Source organism: Thiocapsa rosea, assembly GCF_003634315.1.
GTDB classification, from domain to species: Bacteria; Pseudomonadota; Gammaproteobacteria; order Chromatiales; family Chromatiaceae; genus Thiocapsa; species Thiocapsa rosea.
Map to the genome: position 1 here is coordinate 5618416 of NZ_RBXL01000001.1, position 19158 is coordinate 5637573.

Sequence of the window (19158 nt, forward strand, 5' to 3'; positions counted from 1 at the left end):
ACGTCAGCGATCTTTGCATGTTCCGCAGAAACAGCAATTAAACCGCGCCCAGCGCGGTACGCGATGTTCTGGCTGGGATCGGCCCCGGCCGACTTGACTATCGCTGGAGCCGGGGCGGTTTAAAATATTAAAAAATATATCTTTTTAAACCGAGTCCCCTGTTAATGGCTGTAGATGCACGAAACGTTGAAATCACTCGGAAATAAGCATTCTCGCTCTGGACGCGGTTTAGATGCCTAACGAAATTAGGGAGAAACAGGTGAATGCTCGAAACGGTTATGCCGAGCCTAGGACCGTCAAGTAAGAGCCGAAACAAAACTCGATCACAAATCCATCTGTCAACCGCGATGACAAAAAACGGCATTCTCAGGATCGATTCCGACGCTTAGTGGCAGGCCATCACCGAAGGCACGTCGACGCGGTGTTACGAGAAAACGCCACAGGTGAGCCTGTACGCCATCATGAGCAGTCGTTGGTGGGCCGTCTAGGATTTGAACCTAGGACCAAGGGATTATGAGTTCCAAAAATAACGACCCCCTCGGGACTAACCGAGCTTGATAGAGCTTTACAGAACAAGCACCTAGCAGCATACTGGGCTTGACGGTGCTATGCGGAACTAGACGATTTTCAACCCCCCGCATAGCACCGGCATAGCACCGGCATCGTGTCGCCAACCCAGCAGAGACGCGGAGCGATACCGGATCGGCAACACGCCGACATAGCACCGGGGGCGCCAATGTCCGACAAGCTCAGGTTCACCAAGACCCGCATCGATGCACTAGGCCCCGCAGAGGCCGGAAAGCGCAAATTCTACTACGATGCCGACACGCCGGGGTTATCCGTGCAGGTCACAGGATCCGGCACCAAGACGTTCTATGTCTATCGATGGGTCGGAGGCAAGCCGGAGAAGATCCGCCTCGGCACGTTCCCGGCGATGACCGTCGAACAGGCGCAGCGCGAGACGAGAAAGCTGAAGTTTCTCAGTTTCATACAGCCATATCATAATATAAGCAACCACGAATATGCGCGCATATTAGTGAAAGCTTATTGATGAAATCCAGGCTGCCACGATGACCGAACGCGTGTGAAAAACGCGGACGATTCGGTGAATAAACAAGCAGTTGAAGATGAATGCAGGCTCGCTTCGGCGTATAATCAAAGGTGCTTAAGTCCATGATTAGAAACCATATACGAGCCGCATTCGATGCCGATCCTACCCGTACTCGCCACCCAATTCCAGAGTCTTTTCCCCAGCTCCGATCACGGCCGAGAACGCGCCCGCTGGTTCATTCTCACGCTGCAGGCGATCCTGTTGCCGATCACCGCCTCGCGTACCTCCAACCTGCTGCGCACCATCGCCACGCTCTTCGGCGTGGTGATCGGCGAGGCCAGGTACTACACCTTCATGGCCTCGGTGAAGCTGCCGTGGACGCGGATCTGGGCGGTGCTCTGGCGGGCGATCCCCGACCCCCTCACCGACGGGCGCCTGCTGGTGGTGCTGGACGACTCGATCAATCCGAAGACCGGCACCAAGGTGTTTGCCTGCCAGCGCAGCTTCGACCATGCCGCCAAGACCAATCAGAGCTCGTTTCCGTGGGCGCAGACCATCGTCACGCTCGGACTGCTGAAGGTCATTCACGGGCGCTGGTGTTGCCTGCCGTTGGCCTTCGCCTTTTACCTGCGCAGGGCGACCCTGGCGCTGCGCAGCGTGCGCATCCGCGGTCGGGTGCTCACCTTCGAGACCAAGTTCACCCAAGCCGTGCGCCTGATCCAGAGCTTCGCCGGGGTCTTTCCGCGGGCGCCGATCCTGGTGGTCACCGACAGCTGGTTCGGCAACAACGGCTTGCTCAAACCCTTGCGCCGGGCGCTCGGCTCCCGTGCCCATCTGCTCTCGCGTCTGCGCGTGAACGCGGTGCTCCATGACCTGCCGGTGGCCGTGCCGGGACGCGCCGGACGACCCCGCAAGTACGGGGAGCGTCTGGGCAGTGTCAAGGCGATGCAGACCGCACTGCGGGCCACCGCGCGGACTTATTCACTCAACCTCTACGGGCGGGTTCGCGACGTCGTGGCCGCCGAGCAGGTGGTGATGCTCAAGTCCCTGCGCTGCCAGGTGCGCGTGGTGTGGGTCTACCGGCGTACCCAATGGATCGCGCTGGTGACCACCGACCTGACCCTATCCGTTGAACAAATGATTGAAATCTATGGCGCGCGCTGGAAAATAGAAGCCGGATTCAGGGAAATCAAGCAGGAGATCGGCAGTGCCCAGACGCAGACCCGCAATCCCGATGCGGTCACCAACCATCTGCACTTCTGTATGGTGGCCACCACCATTACCTGGATCTACGCGGCCAGCTTGGAGCAAGCCCCCGCACGGCGCTACGCCGCTGCGCGTCGGACCGAATATGCCTTCGCCGATGTGCGCCGAGCGCTTGCACATGATCTCGCCGACGTGGGTTTCGGGGTCGACTGCGACGATCCCGGCCAAGGCACCCGAAATCCCCTCATCGTTGCAGTCATGCGGCTGGTCGCCTGAGGAAGACGGGAAACTTCAGGAGAAAGGTGCTCGGGACGATCGCGGAGGGGAAGAGCCCCGCCGCGGAGAAGCGAGCGATCAAAGCCGAGTCAGTGACGTTGAAGGAAGCCTTCGCCGAATACCTTGCTTCACGGGATCTGAAGCCCGGCACCGTCCACGACTACAAGCGGCACATGGTCGAGTCGTTCCCCGACTGGCAGGATCGCCGCCTGACCGAGATCACGCGCGATATGGTCGAGCGCAAGCATGCCAAGCTCGGGGAGCGCAGCGAGGCCCGCGCCAACGGGGCTATGCGGGTACTCCGGGCAATCCTGAACTTCGCCGCGGGGAAATACGAAAACGCCAACGGACAGCCGATCATCCTGGACATCCCGACCAAGAGGCTTTCGGCAACGCGCCGCTGGTACCGCGTCGAGCGCCGGCAAACGCTTATCCGACCCGCGCAGCTCCCGGCATGGTGGAGCGCCGTCGATGCCCTGGAGTCGGAGACCATCCGCGATTATCTGCGGGTGCTAATTCTGACCGGGCTCAGACGCGGGGAATGCGCCCGGCTGGAATGGAAGGACATCGACCTTGAAGGCCGGACCCTGACCGCCCCCGACACCAAGAACCGCAGCCCGCACACCCTGCCCCTTTCAACCTACCTAGTCGAGCTGTTCCGTCGTCGCTCCAAGTCTTCGGAAGGCTCGCGCTTCGTCTTTCCGGTCGGGCCGCGTCGCGCCAACAAGGACGAGGACGGACACCTCAACGACGCGCGTCACAGCATGGCCGCGGTCGCCGAAGCGAGCGGAGTCAGTTTCACGCCTCACGATCTGCGTCGAACTTTTATCACGATCGCGGAATCTCTCGACATCCCGGCATATGCCTTGAAGCGGCTGTTGAATCACAAGTCCGGGGCAGACGTGACCGGGGGCTATCTGGTCATCGACACCGAGCGGTTACGCGATCCGATGCAGCGGATCACCGACTACATTTTGAAGGCCGCGGGCGTCGTCCCGAGCGCGGAAATCGTTACGTTACGGGCCGAGTCGGCATGACCCCCGAGGAGCGCGCCCTACGCTGGAGGCGCGTCGTCCTGGACCGGATCGGAGCCGCACGCTCGGGAGATCGGGAGTCGGCACGCTGGTTGATGTGCGAGTACACCCGAGCCGTCGAGCTTGGTTTCACCCCGGTTCGGGAGATCGTGGTCTACGTCGCGACCGCCTTCACCGAGATCCTGGAAGGCGAGACGCCCGAGGACGCGCTCAACCTCAAGCGGCAGCGTGGCAGCCAGATCGACCGGGACGCGCCGCAGATCCGCAACCGCGACATGCTCCTCGCCGCCCTGGTGCTGCGCGAGAAGGAGCGCACCGGGTCATTGAAGCAGGCAGCGACCAACGTCGCCGAAAACCTCAAGGACAAGAGCGCGGCATGGTTGACGGCCGGGGCGTGGTCGCGCGCCCAAGATCGCGAGCGGACAATTCAGGAGGCGTGGAAGCGTTTCGGGGCAGAGGTGCAACGCCTCAACCCCGACTGGACAGCCGAAATCCTGACGTGGGCCGACGCGACCGAGGCCCCGAGCATCGAGTTTTTCGCGGATCTGGCGTATGACGAGCACGTCCGCGCACTCCTCCCGGAGTAGACCCCGCAGAGCAAACGAATCCCGATTCGTTTGTACCCCCCGACATCCAGGCTAGCCGCATCCTTTCGCCATCGAACACCCCACGATGGAGATCACCGATGCAACAGACCGCAACACGCCGCCCAACCGCGCAAACCGCCGCAGAAGTCCGCGCCGCCGATCCGCTCTACGACCGCAAAGACGCCGCGCTCTATCTCGGAGTCGTGCCAGGCACGCTGGAATGCTGGGCGTCGACGGGCCGTTACAACCTCCCGTTCCTTCGGATCGGCCGTCGCGTGAAGTATCGGAAATCCGATCTGGATGCATGGATCGCCAAGCGCAGCCCCTCCGCAGCCTAGCCCGCACACCATCAAGAAGCAGAAATGAAATCGCAGCACAACGAAAACGCTCCGCGAGTGACCGCCCGCGAGGCGCTGAGATGGGCGACCAACCCGTGAGAAGCTCCGACTGGCTAGAGTCCGAGCGCAGACGATACGATGATACAGCACCAGACGTGCGCCTGTCGTCTATCGCCCTGCCCGGCCAGCAGTTCTAAATTTAAGACCATTATGTTATGAGGGACTCCTAAGAAGCTACTGGAGAGTCCTTTGGTCCTCAAGCCTGCCGTTGCCCAGAGTGATCCTGCGCCGGACGTGTTCTCGGTCACCGGCTTGGTGAAGCGGATTCGCGAGGCCTTGTTTGATTTGCCCGATCACCGTAAGGGCGGCAACAACCAGTCTTATGCCATCGGCGACGCTGCGCTGAGTGCCTTCTCGGCGTTTTTCCTGCAGAGTCCGTCGTTTCTGGATTACCAGCGGCGCATGCAGAAAGAGCACGGGGAGAACAACGCCAGCTCGCTGTTCGGCGTGCATCAGATCCCGAGCACGCAGCAGATCGGCAATCTGCTCGACCCGGTCTCGGCGGATCATCTCGCGCCGGTGTTCTTCGAACTCATCGAGGCGCTGCATCGGCACGGCGCCTTGGCATCGCACCGCGGCGTCGACGCACGCCTGCTGATTGCGCTCGACGGGACTCAGTACCACTGTTCCGAGTCGATCCACTGCGAGCACTGCTCTACGCGCACGCTGAGTAACGGCAAGACTCAGTATTACCATGTTGCCGTCACACCGGTGATCGTCGCCCCGGGGCAAGCGCAGGTCTTTGCCTTGCCACCGGCATTCGTGCGCCCGCAAGACGGGCAGGCCAAGCAGGACTGCGAGCTCAATGCTGCAACGCGGTGGCTGCTGCAGTGGGGTGCACGTATCGCGCCGTGGCGCACCACAATGCTGGGCGACGATCTGTACTGTCATCAGCCGTTCTGCGAGCAGGTGCTCGCGCTGGGCTGTGCGTTTTTGTTCGTCTGCCTGCCACCGTCGCACACGCTGCTGTATGAATGGGTTGCGGACTTCGAGCGCATCGGCGCGGTGCCGACCCTGGTGAACACATGCTGGACGGGCAAGCAGCGCCTCACCGAGACCTATCGCTGGCTCAATGATCTGCCGCTGCGCGACGGTGATGATGCCCTGAAGGTCGGTTGGTGCGAGCTGACGACCACCGATGCCGCGGGCAATGTGCTCTACCGCAACGCCTGGGCCAGCTCCGTGCCGGTCACCCGGGAGAACGTCGTCGAACTCGTCGCCGACGGGCGCAGCCGCTGGAAGATCGAGAACGAGAACAACAATACCCTCAAGACCAAGGGCTACAACTTCGAGCACAACTACAGCCACGGCAAACAGCACCTGTCCTCGCTGCTGGCAAGCCTGATGCTGCTGGCCTTCCTCACCCACAGCGTGCTCGATCTGCTCGACCAACGCTATCGCGCAATCCGCCGGAACCTACCCTCGCGGCGCACCTTCTTCGAACATCTGCGCGCGCTCACCTTGTACATGCCCTTTACCTCCTGGGATCACCTCTTCGACTTCATGCTGGAGGCCCTGCAGCCCGCGAGGCCGCCGCCCAAGCGTCGATCGCCCGGACAACGGCGGCAAATTTAGAATTGCTGCTGCCCGGCTATCCGGTCGGTTTCCAGCACTTCGGAGACCGACACATGATTAACACTGCACCATCTAATTACCTTGCCCGGCTAGCGCCCGCTGTCGCCTTCGCCGCCTGTCTCGCAGCCGTCGCGCTTTCCACATGGTGTCTCGACATCGCCGAGGTTGTTGGGGGCCTGTCATGAACGCAACTACCCAACCCACATGGCGCGCTATCGACGAGTTCGCCGCAGCGATCGCCGTGGCCGGACTCGGTACGCCCGACATCATCGCCGATGGGCGTATCCATCGTTTCCGAACCGACGACGACAAGGCCGGGTCACGCTCGGGCTGGTATCTGCTTCACCTTGATCGCCATCCCGCAGGCGTCTTCGGGAGCTGGAAGCTCAGCTTCACCCAAACGTGGAGCGCGAAGACGGAGGCCGGCACAGCGCCCTTGATCGACTTCCGTGCCATGATCAAGACGGCACGCCGACAGCGCGATGCCGAGCAACAGGCGACGTGGACGCGAGCCGCCTATACCGCTGCGTCGGTATGGCCGACGTGTCCGCCAGCACCTGCCGACCATCCATATCTGCTCAAGAAGGAAATCGGTCCACACGTCGCGCGCCTCGCCTCCGATAACCGCATCGCCCTACCGATCGGCGATGGATCGGCGCTCACCAGCTTGCAATTCATCGCCGCCGACGGTTCGAAGCGGTTCCTCACGGGCGGCCGGATCGCGGGTTGCTGGTGCCCGATCGAGGGCGATGGACCCGAGAGTCCGATCCTGATCGGCGAGGGCTTCGCTACCGTCGCGACGATGGCAGAGGTCACGGGATCACCCGGCGTAGTCGCCTTCAACGCGGGCAATCTGCTCCCGGTCTCCAAGACGATTCGGCGCCTGAATCCGCACGCCGACATCATCATCCTCGGTGACGACGACCGATGGACCGAGGGCAATCCCGGACGCGCCAAGGCTAGATCCGCCGCGTTGGAGATCGGCGCCAAGGTGCTGTTCCCTGACTTCGCCGACATGGATCTCGACTCTAAGCCAACCGATTGGAACGACTGGTATCGGCTCGCGCGGGCGGCCGGGAGGGTAAAGGTATGACTGCCGCAGCAAAGAAGTCGAGACGCGGGATCCAGCTCGCCGCGCTGCCCGAAGCGATCTCCGACGAGGCCATCCCGGATTCTACCGACGACATCGGCAACGATCTGCTGAGCAAGGCGACCGACCCCGCGGCCGAACGACTCGCCGGCGCCAAAGCCGTCATCATGGCTGCGATTGAGCGCCAACCGGACGATGCCGGCGCAGTCTTCGAGGAGGAGGCGATCGAGGCATGGAATGTGGTGCGTGACGCCAGTCAGGCGGAATACCTCCGGTTGCGGGATCTCGCCAAGAAGGCCGGGGCGACCAAGACGGAGATTGACGTAGCGGTCAACGCACGGAACAAACGTGTCTCCGGGAAGAAAAAAACCAAACTAAATTCTCAATCCAACACTTCCAACACTTCCAACACTGACGCGGCTTCGGAGGCGGTTTCATCCTACACGGAGACCTTTCAATCCAGCACTTCCAGCACTGAGGCCCTACCTGATGCCCCTTGCGCCTTGGTGCGCGAGACCGACCACGGCCCTCGCCTGGTAATCGCATCCGACGCAGCATTGACCGTCTCGGGCGTCATGCGGGGCAGGTACAGCTACTGCCCGATGGCGGAGATGTGGCACGCCTTCCGCGACGCGCATTGGGAGCCGCTGCTGCAACCGTCTCAACTGCACGAGGCCCTGACTCGCTGGCTATACCCGGCGACAGATGGCGCGGGGTTCACGCCGCGGTATCAGGATTCGATTCTGACGCTGATCCAGCGTGCCAACATGTTGGCGCTCCCGCAGCCGCGCACCGGCGTTACCCCGTTCAGAAACGGCATGCTCGATCTGACTACGGGGAAACTGAGGGCGATCACACCCGACAACGCGGCAACGTGGCGACTGCCCTATGACTACGACGAAGACGGCGACTGTCCGCGCGTGAAAACGTGGTTGCTCGGAGCTGTCGGTGGCGACGCCGATACCGTCGAGCTGTTGCGGGCATTCCTGGCGGCACTGATCCGCGGAGGCGCGCATCTGCAACGCTTCCTGCACCTGATCGGCCCCGGAGGGTCCGGTAAAGGGACGTTCTTCCGGCTGGCTACGGCATTGGTCGGCGCCTGCAATACCGTCTCGACGGACCTGAAGCAGTTGGAGCAAAACCGATTCGAGGCGGCGACGCTCTACGGCAAGCGGCTTGCGACGATCGGCGACTCGGATAAGTACGGTGGATCAATCAACGTCTTGAAGGGGATCACCGGACAAGATCCGATCCGCCTTGAGCGCAAACACGTTCAGCAGGCCGGAACCTTCACGTTCGAGGGTCTGGTGTTTATGGCGTCGAATGAAGCGCTGGCGACGGCCGGGTGACCGCGGGTGATTGCTCACCCGCGGTTCCCACAGATCCGGACGTGCCCAATTCGGGCATCCGGCTCCTCGGCCTAAACATTCGCTACGTGGCATAGAGGCTATGGACCGCACGCGCGGGCGGGAGGGGATGACGCTTGAGCAGACGGTTGAACGCCGGCCAATCGAGGCGCGTCGCATGCGAGCGGCGGTTGAGCCACTGATGCCAGCGTCTCTGGACCTCGAAGCGGAATCGCGACAGCGCTCGTGAGTTGCCCGTGATGCCGTAGTAGGCATTGTGGCCCTTGAGCTTGCGGCTCAGCGCCTGCTGTTGCTCCGGCACCGGTCGGTGACGGTTGTTCCGGCACCATTGTCCGATCTGCCGTAACGCACGGCTGAAACGGGACTTGGCCGTCTTGCGTTGCACCACCCAACGCCCCTTCCGGGAGCGCCCCCAGTCGTGGGTGAAGCCGAGCAGGTCGAAACTGCGCTCCCGTCGGGAGCCACACTGCGTGCCTGTCCGTGATGGACGACGAAAGTCCACCAGTCGGGTCTTCTCGGGGTGGAGCGTCAGCCCAAAGCGCTCGAAGCGCTTGGGCAGCACGTCCATCACCCGCCGGGCGTCGTCCTCCCGCTCGAAGGCCAGCAACCCGTCATCGGCGAAGCGGACCATGAAAGCCCGTCCACGCAGGCGGGGTTTGACCTCGTGTTCGAACCAGCGGTCGAGCACTTCGTGCAGGTAGAGATTCGACACCAGCGGGCTGATCACGCCCCCTTGCGGGCTGCCCCGCTCGGGATAGCTGATCACCCCGTCCTCCATGACCCCGGCTTGCATCCACTTGCCCAGCGCGCGGCGGATCACGCCGTCACGCACCCGTTGGTCGAGAAAGGCATTGAGATGGGTCCTGTCCATGCTGTCAAAGAAGGAGCGGATGTCGAGATCGATCACCCAGCCTCCGCCGATGTCCATCAGCCCCTTCCAGAGCGCTTCGAGCGCTTGATGCGCGCTGCGCCCCGGGCGGAAACCGTAGGAACAGTCCAAAAAGTCCTGCTCGTACACCGGCTCCAGCACCATGAGCACCGCCCGCTGAAGCACTTTGTCCTCCAGGGTGGGAATGCCGATGGGCCGGGTTGTGTTCTTCGCCCCTGCCTTGGGAATATGCACGCGCCTGACCGGCGGCGCACGATAGCGACCGCTCTTGAACCGCTCGAGCAGGTCGCTCAGGTTCTCGTGCAGCCTCTGCTCATACGCCTCGGCCGTGACGCCGTCCACACCCACCGCACCATCCTTGCGCGTGCGCCGGTACGCCTCTTCCATCCACACCAGGTCGATGTGGTGTGCCAGCGTCAACAGCACCATCTGCGGTGCCTCGCTCGCCAATTCCGCGATCGCCTGTCGTCGCGTTGAGATGATCTCGCGATCCAATGCCCGCGTCATCTGTCCCTCCAGACGTGTGTTTAGACCGGTCGGCCGCTTCCCTCGGATGGGTCCTCTCGGGTGAGTTCCCCACCGTCCTCGGTACTATCAGCCGACTCCGACGACTCAGCCGCCATCGCACCGCACTTCGTTGCCTTCGCTTGGCGCTACCTTGTCTGTGGTCCTGTTCGCAACCGTCGGTCGGACCCTTCCGACGGCGATCCGGGCGGCTTCTTGCGCGGCGCCCGCACCGCGTCTGCGACAAGGAACGGCTGAGCCCTCCCAGGTTCCCGGGTGACCCTTGCGTGCATGCCCTGCTCACCGACCCCGGCGGATCACCTGCATCAAGCGATACGATGCAGCTGATGTTGCCTTCCGCCATCCGTACAGCGTCGGCTCCGCATCTGAATCTTTCGAGGCTCAATCACACGGCCTACACGCCCTCTGTGTACGCTTCGCAGCCGGGATCGCTCCCGGTCCACGCAACACTCGATTCCGGTGGGTCGCTAGCCCTTACCGGTCCGGGACTTTCGCCCAGCGGGTCACTACGAAAGGTTTCCGAGGCTCACGATCCTTCATGAGATTCTTCCCCCTTTCCCAGGCTTTGCCTGGCGCAAACGGATTACACCTCCGGTCTGGAGCGCCGCCGTGTCACCGTACCGTTCGAGAGCCGAGCAACCGAAGCAGACAAAGCCGCGTGGCGCGAGGCAGGCGGCGAGGATGCCGTCCTACACTCCGAGCTACCGGGCGTCGTGAATTGGGTGCTCAAGATGTCCGTCGCAGAGATGGAGCATTGGATCTCGCATCCTCCGGTAAGGACCATCGAAGCCAACCACGAAGCCATGCGCGCGGGCAATCCTGCATTGGATTGGTTGATGCAATGCTGCGTACCGGAGTCGGGCGCATGGACCCAAGTCGGCGACAAAAAACAACGTCGGGAGCGCGACGACGGCGCCGTCTATTTTCTGGACTCCGAAACGAAGCTCTACCCGAACTATCTGGACTGGTGCCTGCGCAACGGCAGGGAATCGCTTTCGGTCCGTCGCTTCAGCGCCGTTGTCGTGGACATGGCAAAGACGCTCGGAGCGGATGTTCTGCTCGCCCGCCGAGGCCCTGGGCAAGGCGTCCAGGGATTGCGCCTGAAACTTCCGGACGAGGCCCCATCGGCATGGCGCACTAGCGGGCCAAGTGTAGGAAGTGCTGGATCATCCTACACCGATGTAGGATCGGATCGCCCGCAAACCCTCGCCAATGCTGGAAGTGCTGAATGTGCTGGATCTGCGCCGGTATTCGATTTTGTTTTCCCCGCAGAACAAGACGAAGAAACGGAGGTGTTTTGATCGACGCATCAACCACCTTCCACCTCCTTGTCAACGGCGGATTCGCGCTCGGGATCGTCGGCGAAAATCTCACCGTGCGGCCGGTCTCTCGACTGACGGAACAACTTCGTGAGGCGATCCGCGCCAACAAGCCCGAACTGTTGGCGCTGCTGCGCAAGGCCAACCCGCACGCACCGCCGCCGCTGTCCGACGCCGGCCACGAGGCGATCCGAGAGCAGGAGGCCGGCGAACCGCGCGAGGTCGCCGAACGCGAGGTCGCGGCCGGGATGCGCGTCTTTCAGTACCGGCTAGCGGATAAGCCCAACCGCTGGCTCATCGTGCTCGCGCCCGGATGCGATCTGGACGAGGCACGGCACGCCTTAACCCTGCGGTTCGGACCCGAGCGTCTGATCGATGTTCGCGAACACCGCACCGCACCTCACCTCTAAAGAACCGAGACATGACCATCAGTACCGCCGACCTAAACGAAATCATCGCCCAAGCCCAACACGAACCCGCCGGCGCCGAATGCGCTGCCCGACTCGCAAGCGGACAATCCAGCGCCGACGCGGCATGGATCAAGGAAACCGTCGCGGATCTTCGCGAGACTTTGGCCGAGTGGCGCAGCCTCGCCAAGACCACCGAGAGCGTTACCGAACTTGAAGACTTGGCCCCGATCCATGCCGGCACTCGGCGATTGATTGCGCGGTCGAATGCCGATTTCGTGAGTGCAACACGGCAATGAGCTGTCGTTTTGACGACGACCGCGAGGAATTGAAGGCCGAGATTCGGTTCCAACGACATCCTCAATGACAGGAGATGCAAATGCACCATCACTATCTCGCACTGGCAGGAGTACTAGCCGTCGGTCCCGCTACCGCATCCGAGCCGTGGTACCCCGGCGCTCCCGGCATCGGCCAAGGCGCGCGGCTTGAGACGACGGAATTTGGAGGGACGACGACCACAACGGGCGAAATTGACGGCGAGCGGTTCCGTTCCGAGAGCACGACATTCGGCGGTACCACGACCACGACGGGAATGCTCGGAGGGAAGCGGTTTACGTGTGAGGCGTTCGAGTTCGGCGGGACAGAAACACGAAGGTGTCGATGATTCACCTCCCCCGCCGCAGCCTCAAGGACGAAAATGACGCCTGACAACCGACAAATAATCTGACAGTTTACCAGCCGTAGCATTTGGTCCGGTCCTTTTCCCCTGTCTTCAGGAGCAATGACATGGCACGCATGACCAGTAGCGAAGGGAACTTGACGGTCGACTTCCCGGAGGACGACAAGCACTATCTCGGGAGCGTGCCCGCCATGCGCGGACTGCTCGAAGAGTACGTGCGGCGCGTGATGACGGCTTACGACCCCTTCCTGCAGGGGCGCGAAGACGGCGACGTCGTCATTCCGAAGATCGAAGCAATGGCGCGCGAGTACGGGGATATCCTGATGGGGCGCAAAGCCCATTATCGTCTCGCCCCGTGGCAATCTCCGCACCGCCTCGGGGCGCGGCTGCGCGCCTGGTATCAGGAGGAAATCAATCAGGAAGACGATCCCGGTGAAGGCTATTTCAGGTCTCTCGCGGCGCAGGCGATGGCGACCAAGGAGATGACCGACGAGGAAGTGGGCCAAGAGCTGGGCGAGATCCTGCAGGACAACGCCGAGCGGATGGTCGGACTCGCTTGAAAACCTTTGCTAGCTCGAAGAAGTCTTATCGTCCGTTGGCTTCGGCTCCGGTTTTTTCTTCGCCTTCGCCCGCGAGAGCAAAGCCTCCCGGTTCTCCTGCACTTCCTTCAGCGCCTTCTTGGCGTCTTCCATCATTTTCCTGGGCATTGTAGTAGTCCTTTCGTTGATGTTCAGCAAGCCCTAACGGCAGAGGCTTTCTGATCTGGTCGGGTATTCGGGGAACCGCGAGCGAGCAATACGCCGGTCCCGAAGGCTTGGGCGACGACCACGCGCGTGCCTTTTCAGCGTCGTTGAAGCGATCGACTGCCCAGCCGTCGGCAGGCGGATCTTCAGTTGCACGGGTTATTCGGTTTCTTCATCCTTCTTGCTGAAAATCTTCTCGCGAGCGTCCTCCCAAAACTCTTCGTCGTCATCGCCCGTGGAGACCGGCTCCCAGTCCTCGGCGTCTTCGTCCCACTCAGCAAGTGTCGGTTTATCGCTCATGCCCTTGCCTCCTTGAACACGCGCTGATCGATGTAGGTATGAAGCGATTCCTTAGGCTCATTCTCGAGGGTCTTCGCCACCGTGGCGACGGCCTTGAGTAGGGCAATCATGACTTTTTGTCCGGGTAGCCGAGCAGCATGCCGATAACGTTCTGCATCGCCTTAGGAAGCGAATGGTCGCCTTCTCCGCTATGCGCGGCCACATAGGCGTTTGCAGCCTCGTTCGCCAGTGAATAGAACAACCCCGCCACTGGGTTGCCGTCGACGTCGAAATCCACGTCGTAATGGATTTCGTGCGCCGAAACAAAGCCGCGGGCCTTGGTTTTCAGCCCGCCCATACCCGCCGTGAGCCAGGTCGTCGCCTGATAGCCTGCGACCTTACCGGTGAAGATATCGGCCATCTTCAGGCTTTCTTCCCGCATGACTGCGTCGATGTCGTCTTCGGCGGCCTCGCCGCTAACCACTTCTCCGCAGAGTGCGTGAATGTCGGAAACGAATTTCCCGACCAAATCAGCAACCACCGTGGCGTTACCGAGCGAGTTGTTGCCAAGCGCCCCCACCAATCCGTCTGGTGCGTTTCCGCCGTCCCACTGCTGTTGCCTGTCCTCGCTCATCTCGTCGAGCAGTGTCGACGCCCCGAACGCAACAGATTTTTCGGGCGCCCGCAACTTTTCCTCGCATCGCTCCAATTCGTCGGCCCAGAACTCGGCCTCCGATTCAGGCGTCCAGACCTCCTTCCAGTCCTCGGATTCTTCATCCCATTCAACCAGCGTCGGTTTCATATTGCCTCCTTGAATACGTTTTGGTCGATATCGGTCTTGAGTGACTCGGATGGCCAGTTTCCTGACGTCCCAGCGACCACGAGCGAAACGCTCCTCCGAGGAGGGTGCAGGTACCGGGCCGGGCCTTGACCATCCTGTTGGAGACCGGACCCATCGAGCGCTTTGCCCGGGTCGGCAACTACGCGTCCTACAGCCGGCTCGTCGGCAGCGAGCGGCTCTCCAACGGCAAACGCAAGGGCCGGGGCAACACCAAGAGCGGCAACAAGTATCTGGCCTGGGCCTATCTGGAGGCGGCCAACTTCGCGGTGCGCTACAACCCCGCGATCAAGCGCTACTACCAGCGCAAGCGCGCCAAGACCAATGGCGTGGTCGCCATCAAGACGGTGGCGCACAAGCTGGCACGGGCCTGTTACTACATGCTGCGCGAGGGCACCGATTTCGATGTCGATCGGGCCTTTGCCTGAAAGGTGATGGGCGATGCGCCGACGAGCCAGAACACGGGGTTGGCGGACAACCTTCAGATCTGATTGGCCGCCGGCACATCTCCCGCCCACATCCGTCAGGGAGCAACGAGCGTGACCGAGACGCCTCTGCCATCGAGCCAGCACGGGGTTGGACGGTGCCGACATGGCACCGAGCCAGCGATCTGTGATCCCGCGGCCCGGTGGGTGCGGGGCGGGGACGCCTGGATTTTTAGGGATCCGCGCCCCCGCCCCGCACCCACCTCCGTGGTCCACTTGGACCTTGGTGGGGCACCGACGATTTTCTGGGGCTCGCAAGAGCCAGGGGCCGGGTGTCTACTCCCAACGGAGCAGCCCCACCGCCTTGATCCAGAAGGGTGACTGGCGCGGATCGGAGTGAATCCGCGACCTTTCAATGAGAACCGCGGGCGCGTTGGCGGTACCGATGTCGCACTTCCCGACCGACACAAGCGTGCCTGGGTGCGAGAAAAGAGGTCGTGCCATTGATCGGGGTCAGCTAAATGGTGACCCCCAAGCCGGCCGGGTTTTCTGGCCCGCCATCGTCGCCGACCCGCTCGCACGCATCCGACGCACCGTGTCGCATCGTCACAGCCTATCGGGCGCAACGTTTGCTTGACTCGCGCAACCTGATGATTGGCAGTAGGCACAAAATCCGGCCTTAGGCCGAAGCGATCCCTTTACCGGGCGACTGCATGTGAAGATTCGGGCGGGGCCTGGATTTAGAGGGGTCGCCAGACGCGACCCCCTTGTGACAAACTAACCCCACATGCGGATTCTTCAGCCAGAGGCCGGAAGCGGGATTCGACCTAGTGCGCGGAAAATGAGCCGGATCCAGCACTATTTTTCGGCTGGATGGTCTATAGTTCCGCCGAGTCACCCAATCGCAATCTCCCGATTCGGCGCCACAGCCGATCCGACGACACACTATGTTGATTACGCACGAGCGTGAAAAGCTCATCAACGCGATCATTTACTTCGCGAAGAACACGCGCGCCCCAGGCAAGATCAAACTGTTTAAGCTGCTATACCTGCTTGACTTCGAGCACTTTCGGCAAACTGGGCGCAGCGTCACGGGCCTGGAATATCGGGCGTGGAAATTTGGGCCGGTCCCCATCAGGCTGATGCAGGAATGGGAGGACCTTGAGCCAGACTTGAGGGCAGCGATTGCGATTGAACCGAAGAGAGTCTACGACTTCGTGCGCGAAACCGTGATTCCGCAGGCCGAATTCGACGACAGCCATTTCTCGAAACGAGAATTGCGGATCATGGAAGAGTTGGCGAGCATTTATCGTGATGAGTTGTCGCCAAAGATGATTGACGTCACCCATGCGGAGAATGGCGCTTGGGGCAAGGTTTGGAAAGATGGCGCTGGAAATGATCGGACAATCGACTACAAGCTGTCCTTGGCGGATGACGACCCGATCCGTCCGGCCATCATGGAGGCGGCTTATGAGTACCAAGCTATCGCCGAGTCTGCCGCGTCGCGATGACGGGAGTGGTTACCGCGGCGACCCTGGGACAGATCTACCGTCACCGCCGTTTCTACCGCGATGCCGACGGAGCTTGGCAGACCAAGTTCCTTCTGACGCTGGCACGCACGGGAGACGGAGACATCGTCTTCCGGTTACTCACCAGTCGCCAGCATAGCCGGCCCAAAGCTCCGCCTTGCTATCACGGGGATCCATATCCAGGCTTCTATTTAGGCCACTTGGGCGGCGCCTTAACCACCGATAGCTGGCTCGACCTGCGGCGGCAAGATGACTACGACTACCTTGCTTTTGCGGAGGACGTCGCCAGCGGAACCATACGACCCGTGATGATGCTCCCGCCCAGCCTGCTTTGTGAGGCGCTGACGTGTGCAACCAATGCCGATGATACGACCAAGCAGCAAGAGCGCGTAATGCGCGATCAGCGCGCAAATCTGAGCTGCGCCTGAGACTCGCCAGCAATCGGCGGACTCTCACGCCAACGATCGGACGTCATCACCGCAGAAGAAGCCGTTTTCGGCAACCGCGAGACCTACGGCCAAGCCAATGCCGTCGTCGAGCACGCCGAAATCTGCACCCGGATCAGGCAAGCTACCTGCGGGGCAAGCGGTACAACCTGGAGAAAAAGGCGCAAGGCGCGCCAGAAGGAAACCAGAATCGCGCGATTCAACGGGATCAAAATGAGACCATTGAACGCACTGCCGACAAAACCGCCAACGAGTACAACGTCAGTCCCGCAACCATCAAGCGCGACGGCCGCTACACCCAAGCCGTCGATACGCTGTCGGCGTAGCGCGAGGGTTTCGCTGTTGGCGATCCCCCGGAGCACCCTAATGCCCGGCGATTGTTGCCCACGGCGTTACCCCGGAGCGGGCACCGAAAACGCCCCGATGGATTCGCCACATAGCACCGGCATAGAACCGCCGAAACCCCGCCAGAAACCACCCCGGAAACGATCCTAAAATTACTTTTAAATCATAGATTTGTTGGTGGGCCGTCTAGGATTTGAACCTAGGACCAAGGGATTATGAGTCCCCTGCTCTAACCGCTGAGCTAACGGCCCGTTTTTCTCTGAGATGGTTGTTGCGGAAACGGCGCCATCCATGGCGACTGAAGTCCAGGACTAGTCGGCGTCGAGGAAGCTGCGGAGCTTGTCCGAACGCGTGGGATGCCGGAGCTTGCGCAGGGCCTTGGCCTCGATCTGGCGGATGCGCTCGCGTGTTACGTCGAACTGCTTGCCGACCTCCTCGAGGGTGTGGTCTGTGTTCATGTCGATGCCGAAGCGCATGCGCAGCACCTTGGCCTCGCGCGAGGTCAGGCTGGCGAGCATGTTCTGGGTCGCTTCGCGCAGGCCCTCGGCGGTGGCGGAGTCGACCGGGGAGATGACGCCGGAGTCTTCGATGAAGTCGCCGAGATGCGAGTCTTCGTCGTCGCCGATCGGGGTTTCCATGGAGATCGGTTCTTTGGCGATCTTCAGGACCTTGCGGACCTTGTCTTCCGGCATGTCCATCCGCTGCGCGAGTTCTTCGGGCGTCGCCTCGCGCCCCATCTCCTGGATCATCTGCCGAGAGATCCGGTTGAGCTTGTTGATGGTCTCGATCATGTGGACCGGGATGCGGATGGTGCGCGCTTGATCGGCGATGGAGCGCGTGATCGCTTGGCGAATCCACCAGGTCGCATAGGTCGAGAATTTGTAGCCGCGACGGTACTCGAACTTGTCCACGGCCTTCATGAGACCGATGTTGCCCTCCTGGATCAGATCCAGGAATTGCAGGCCGCGGTTGGTATATTTCTTGGCGATCGAGATGACGAGGCGGAGGTTCGCCTCGACCATCTCCTTCTTGGCCCGGCGCGCCTTGGCCTCGCCGATGGACATCTTGCGGTTGACGTCCTTGACCTCGCTGATGGTCAGGATGTTTTCCTTTTCCATCTCCTGGAGCTTGCGCTGGGCACGGCGGATGTCCTGGGAGACCTCGGCAAGCCGTGCGGCATAGGGCTTGCCGCTCGCCAGCTGCTGTTCGAGCCACTGCGGATTGGTCTCGTTCTCCGGGAAGGTATCGATGAAGACCTTGCGCGGCATGCCGGACTGCTCGACGCACAGGCTCATGATCACGCGCTCTTGCCCGCGAATCCGCTCGATGGTGCGACGCAGGATCTCGGCAAGCTCCTGAAAGACCGGCGCGACCAGCTTGAACTGGAGAAACACCTCGGAGACGCTCGCCATGGCGGCGCGCGAGCGCTCGTCGTCACGCCCGTACTGTTCCAGCGCGGAGCGAAGCACGGCGAAGTGCTCGCGCAGCAGTTGTGCGCGCCGCGCCGCGTCCTCGGGATCGGGTCCGGTGTCCACGACGGGGGCCGCATCGTCGTCGTCATCGACGTCCGTCTCCGCGTCGGCATCGTCCTTCGCCTTCTCGCTGGTCACCTGTGCGGGAGTGGCAACCGGCTCTTCGTCGCCGTCGTTGAAACCCGAGATGACGTCGGTCAGACGCGTCTCCTCGCGCTCGACGCGATCGAAGATCTCGATCAGTTTCTCGACCGAGCGCGGATAGACCGAAAGCGCGTTGAGGACCTGGTTGAGTCCGTCTTCGATCCGCTTCGCGATCACGAGTTCGCCTTCGCGCGTAAGCAGCTCGACGGTCCCCATCTCGCGCATGTACATGCGCACGGGATCCGTGGTGCGGCCGAACTCGCTGTCGACCGTCGCCAAGGCAGCCGCGGCGGCCTCGGCCGCCTCGTCGTCGGAGACGGCGGAGTCGCTCAGGGTGTGATCGACGACATCCGGAGCGGACTCGTGGACCATGATCCCCATGTCATTGATCATGCGAACGATGTCTTCGATCTGATCGGTCTCCACGATCCCGGGAGGCAGATGATCGTTGACCTCGCTGTAGGTCAAGTAACCTTGTTCTTTGCCCTTGGCGATCAGTTGCTTCAGCTGGGACTGTTGCTGTTCTTGATCCAT

At 61.7% G+C, this 19158-nt stretch carries 18 protein-coding genes, 1 tRNA gene and 2 pseudogenes; 15 read left to right on the top strand and 6 right to left on the bottom strand.

Going from position 1 to position 19158, the window contains the following annotated elements; all coding sequences use genetic code 11:
• Positions 1-736 precede the first annotated feature (736 nt).
• From BDD21_RS24855 to BDD21_RS24890, 8 genes and pseudogenes are all read left to right on the top strand, one after another.
• A complete protein-coding gene (locus BDD21_RS24855) occupies positions 737-1051 on the top strand; it encodes an Arm DNA-binding domain-containing protein (RefSeq protein WP_120799447.1) in 315 nt (104 codons plus the stop codon).
• A gap of 153 nt (positions 1052-1204) precedes the next feature.
• On the top strand, positions 1205-2533 hold the full coding sequence (locus BDD21_RS24860) for an IS701 family transposase (protein ID WP_120799448.1): 1329 nt from the start codon (positions 1205-1207) through the stop codon (positions 2531-2533).
• A 98-nt stretch (positions 2534-2631) separates the two neighbouring features.
• Positions 2632-3570 carry a tyrosine-type recombinase/integrase gene (locus BDD21_RS24865; RefSeq protein ID WP_147431220.1) on the top strand — a complete coding sequence of 313 codons (939 nt, stop codon included), beginning with the start codon at positions 2632-2634 and terminating at the stop codon, positions 3568-3570.
• Positions 3567-4154 (top strand): hypothetical protein, encoded by a 588-nt coding sequence (locus BDD21_RS24870; protein ID WP_120799450.1) that lies wholly within the window; start codon positions 3567-3569, stop codon positions 4152-4154. Before BDD21_RS24865 ends, BDD21_RS24870 begins: the two co-directional genes overlap by 4 nt.
• A gap of 98 nt (positions 4155-4252) precedes the next feature.
• A complete protein-coding gene (locus BDD21_RS24875; protein WP_120799451.1) occupies positions 4253-4492 on the top strand; it encodes a helix-turn-helix domain-containing protein in 240 nt (79 codons plus the stop codon).
• 312 nt (positions 4493-4804) lie between these two features.
• Positions 4805-6013, top strand: a pseudogene (locus BDD21_RS24880) (ISNCY family transposase); the annotation flags it as partial.
• A 295-nt stretch (positions 6014-6308) separates the two neighbouring features.
• Positions 6309-7220: a toprim domain-containing protein gene (locus BDD21_RS24885; RefSeq protein ID WP_170164900.1), complete on the top strand. Its 912-nt coding sequence runs from the start codon at positions 6309-6311 to the stop codon at positions 7218-7220.
• The gene (locus BDD21_RS24890; protein WP_147431221.1) at positions 7169-8566 is read left to right on the top strand and encodes a DNA primase family protein; all 1398 of its coding nucleotides are present in this window, start codon (positions 7169-7171) and stop codon (positions 8564-8566) included. The genes BDD21_RS24885 and BDD21_RS24890 overlap by 52 nt, the downstream gene beginning before the upstream one ends.
• A gap of 82 nt (positions 8567-8648) precedes the next feature.
• On the opposite strand, the gene ltrA is transcribed toward BDD21_RS24890, so the two are convergent.
• Complete coding sequence (gene ltrA / locus BDD21_RS24895) at positions 8649-9980, bottom strand: group II intron reverse transcriptase/maturase (protein ID WP_120796160.1); 1332 nt, start codon at positions 9978-9980, stop codon at positions 8649-8651.
• Between the two features lie 731 nt (positions 9981-10711).
• On the opposite strand from ltrA, the gene BDD21_RS24900 reads away from it, so the two are divergent.
• The 4 genes from BDD21_RS24900 (at position 10712) to BDD21_RS24915 (ending at position 12963) form a co-directional block, all read left to right on the top strand.
• Positions 10712-11299, top strand: a complete 588-nt coding sequence (locus BDD21_RS24900) for a hypothetical protein (RefSeq protein ID WP_120799454.1) — start codon at positions 10712-10714, stop codon at positions 11297-11299.
• Complete coding sequence (locus BDD21_RS24905) at positions 11296-11727, top strand: hypothetical protein (RefSeq protein WP_120799455.1); 432 nt, start codon at positions 11296-11298, stop codon at positions 11725-11727. The genes BDD21_RS24900 and BDD21_RS24905 overlap by 4 nt, the downstream gene beginning before the upstream one ends.
• A gap of 11 nt (positions 11728-11738) precedes the next feature.
• Entirely contained in the window at positions 11739-12023 is a 285-nt protein-coding gene (locus BDD21_RS24910) for a hypothetical protein (protein WP_120799456.1), read from the top strand.
• Between the two features lie 487 nt (positions 12024-12510).
• Complete coding sequence (locus BDD21_RS24915) at positions 12511-12963, top strand: hypothetical protein (protein WP_120799457.1); 453 nt, start codon at positions 12511-12513, stop codon at positions 12961-12963.
• A 9-nt stretch (positions 12964-12972) separates the two neighbouring features.
• On the opposite strand, the gene BDD21_RS28410 is transcribed toward BDD21_RS24915, so the two are convergent.
• The 3 genes from BDD21_RS28410 to BDD21_RS24920 all read right to left on the bottom strand — a co-directional run bounded on the left by BDD21_RS28410 (position 12973) and on the right by BDD21_RS24920 (position 14227).
• Positions 12973-13110 (bottom strand): hypothetical protein, encoded by a 138-nt coding sequence (locus tag BDD21_RS28410; RefSeq protein ID WP_211335164.1) that lies wholly within the window; start codon positions 13108-13110, stop codon positions 12973-12975.
• Positions 13111-13305: 195 nt separating this feature from the next.
• Positions 13306-13446, bottom strand: coding sequence for a hypothetical protein (locus tag BDD21_RS28115; RefSeq protein ID WP_170164901.1), 141 nt, complete (start codon positions 13444-13446; stop codon positions 13306-13308).
• Between the two features lie 106 nt (positions 13447-13552).
• Entirely contained in the window at positions 13553-14227 is a 675-nt protein-coding gene (locus tag BDD21_RS24920; RefSeq protein ID WP_120799458.1) for a hypothetical protein, read from the bottom strand.
• 125 nt (positions 14228-14352) lie between these two features.
• Here BDD21_RS24920 and BDD21_RS24925 point away from each other — a divergent pair.
• The 3 genes and pseudogenes from BDD21_RS24925 to BDD21_RS24935 all read left to right on the top strand — a co-directional run.
• A pseudogene (locus tag BDD21_RS24925) lies at positions 14353-14691 on the top strand (transposase); the annotation flags it as partial.
• Between the two features lie 944 nt (positions 14692-15635).
• Positions 15636-16199 carry a Panacea domain-containing protein gene (locus BDD21_RS24930; protein ID WP_211335165.1) on the top strand — a complete coding sequence of 188 codons (564 nt, stop codon included), beginning with the start codon at positions 15636-15638 and terminating at the stop codon, positions 16197-16199.
• Complete coding sequence (locus BDD21_RS24935) at positions 16196-16645, top strand: hypothetical protein (RefSeq protein WP_120799459.1); 450 nt, start codon at positions 16196-16198, stop codon at positions 16643-16645. The genes BDD21_RS24930 and BDD21_RS24935 overlap by 4 nt, the downstream gene beginning before the upstream one ends.
• Positions 16646-17183: 538 nt before the next feature.
• Here the strand turns inward: BDD21_RS24935 and BDD21_RS24940 are convergent.
• Together BDD21_RS24940 and rpoD are read right to left on the bottom strand one after the other, a co-directional pair.
• Positions 17184-17259 (bottom strand) — tRNA-Ile (locus BDD21_RS24940).
• A gap of 60 nt (positions 17260-17319) precedes the next feature.
• A complete protein-coding gene (gene rpoD / locus BDD21_RS24945) occupies positions 17320-19158 on the bottom strand; it encodes an RNA polymerase sigma factor RpoD (RefSeq protein ID WP_120799460.1) in 1839 nt (612 codons plus the stop codon).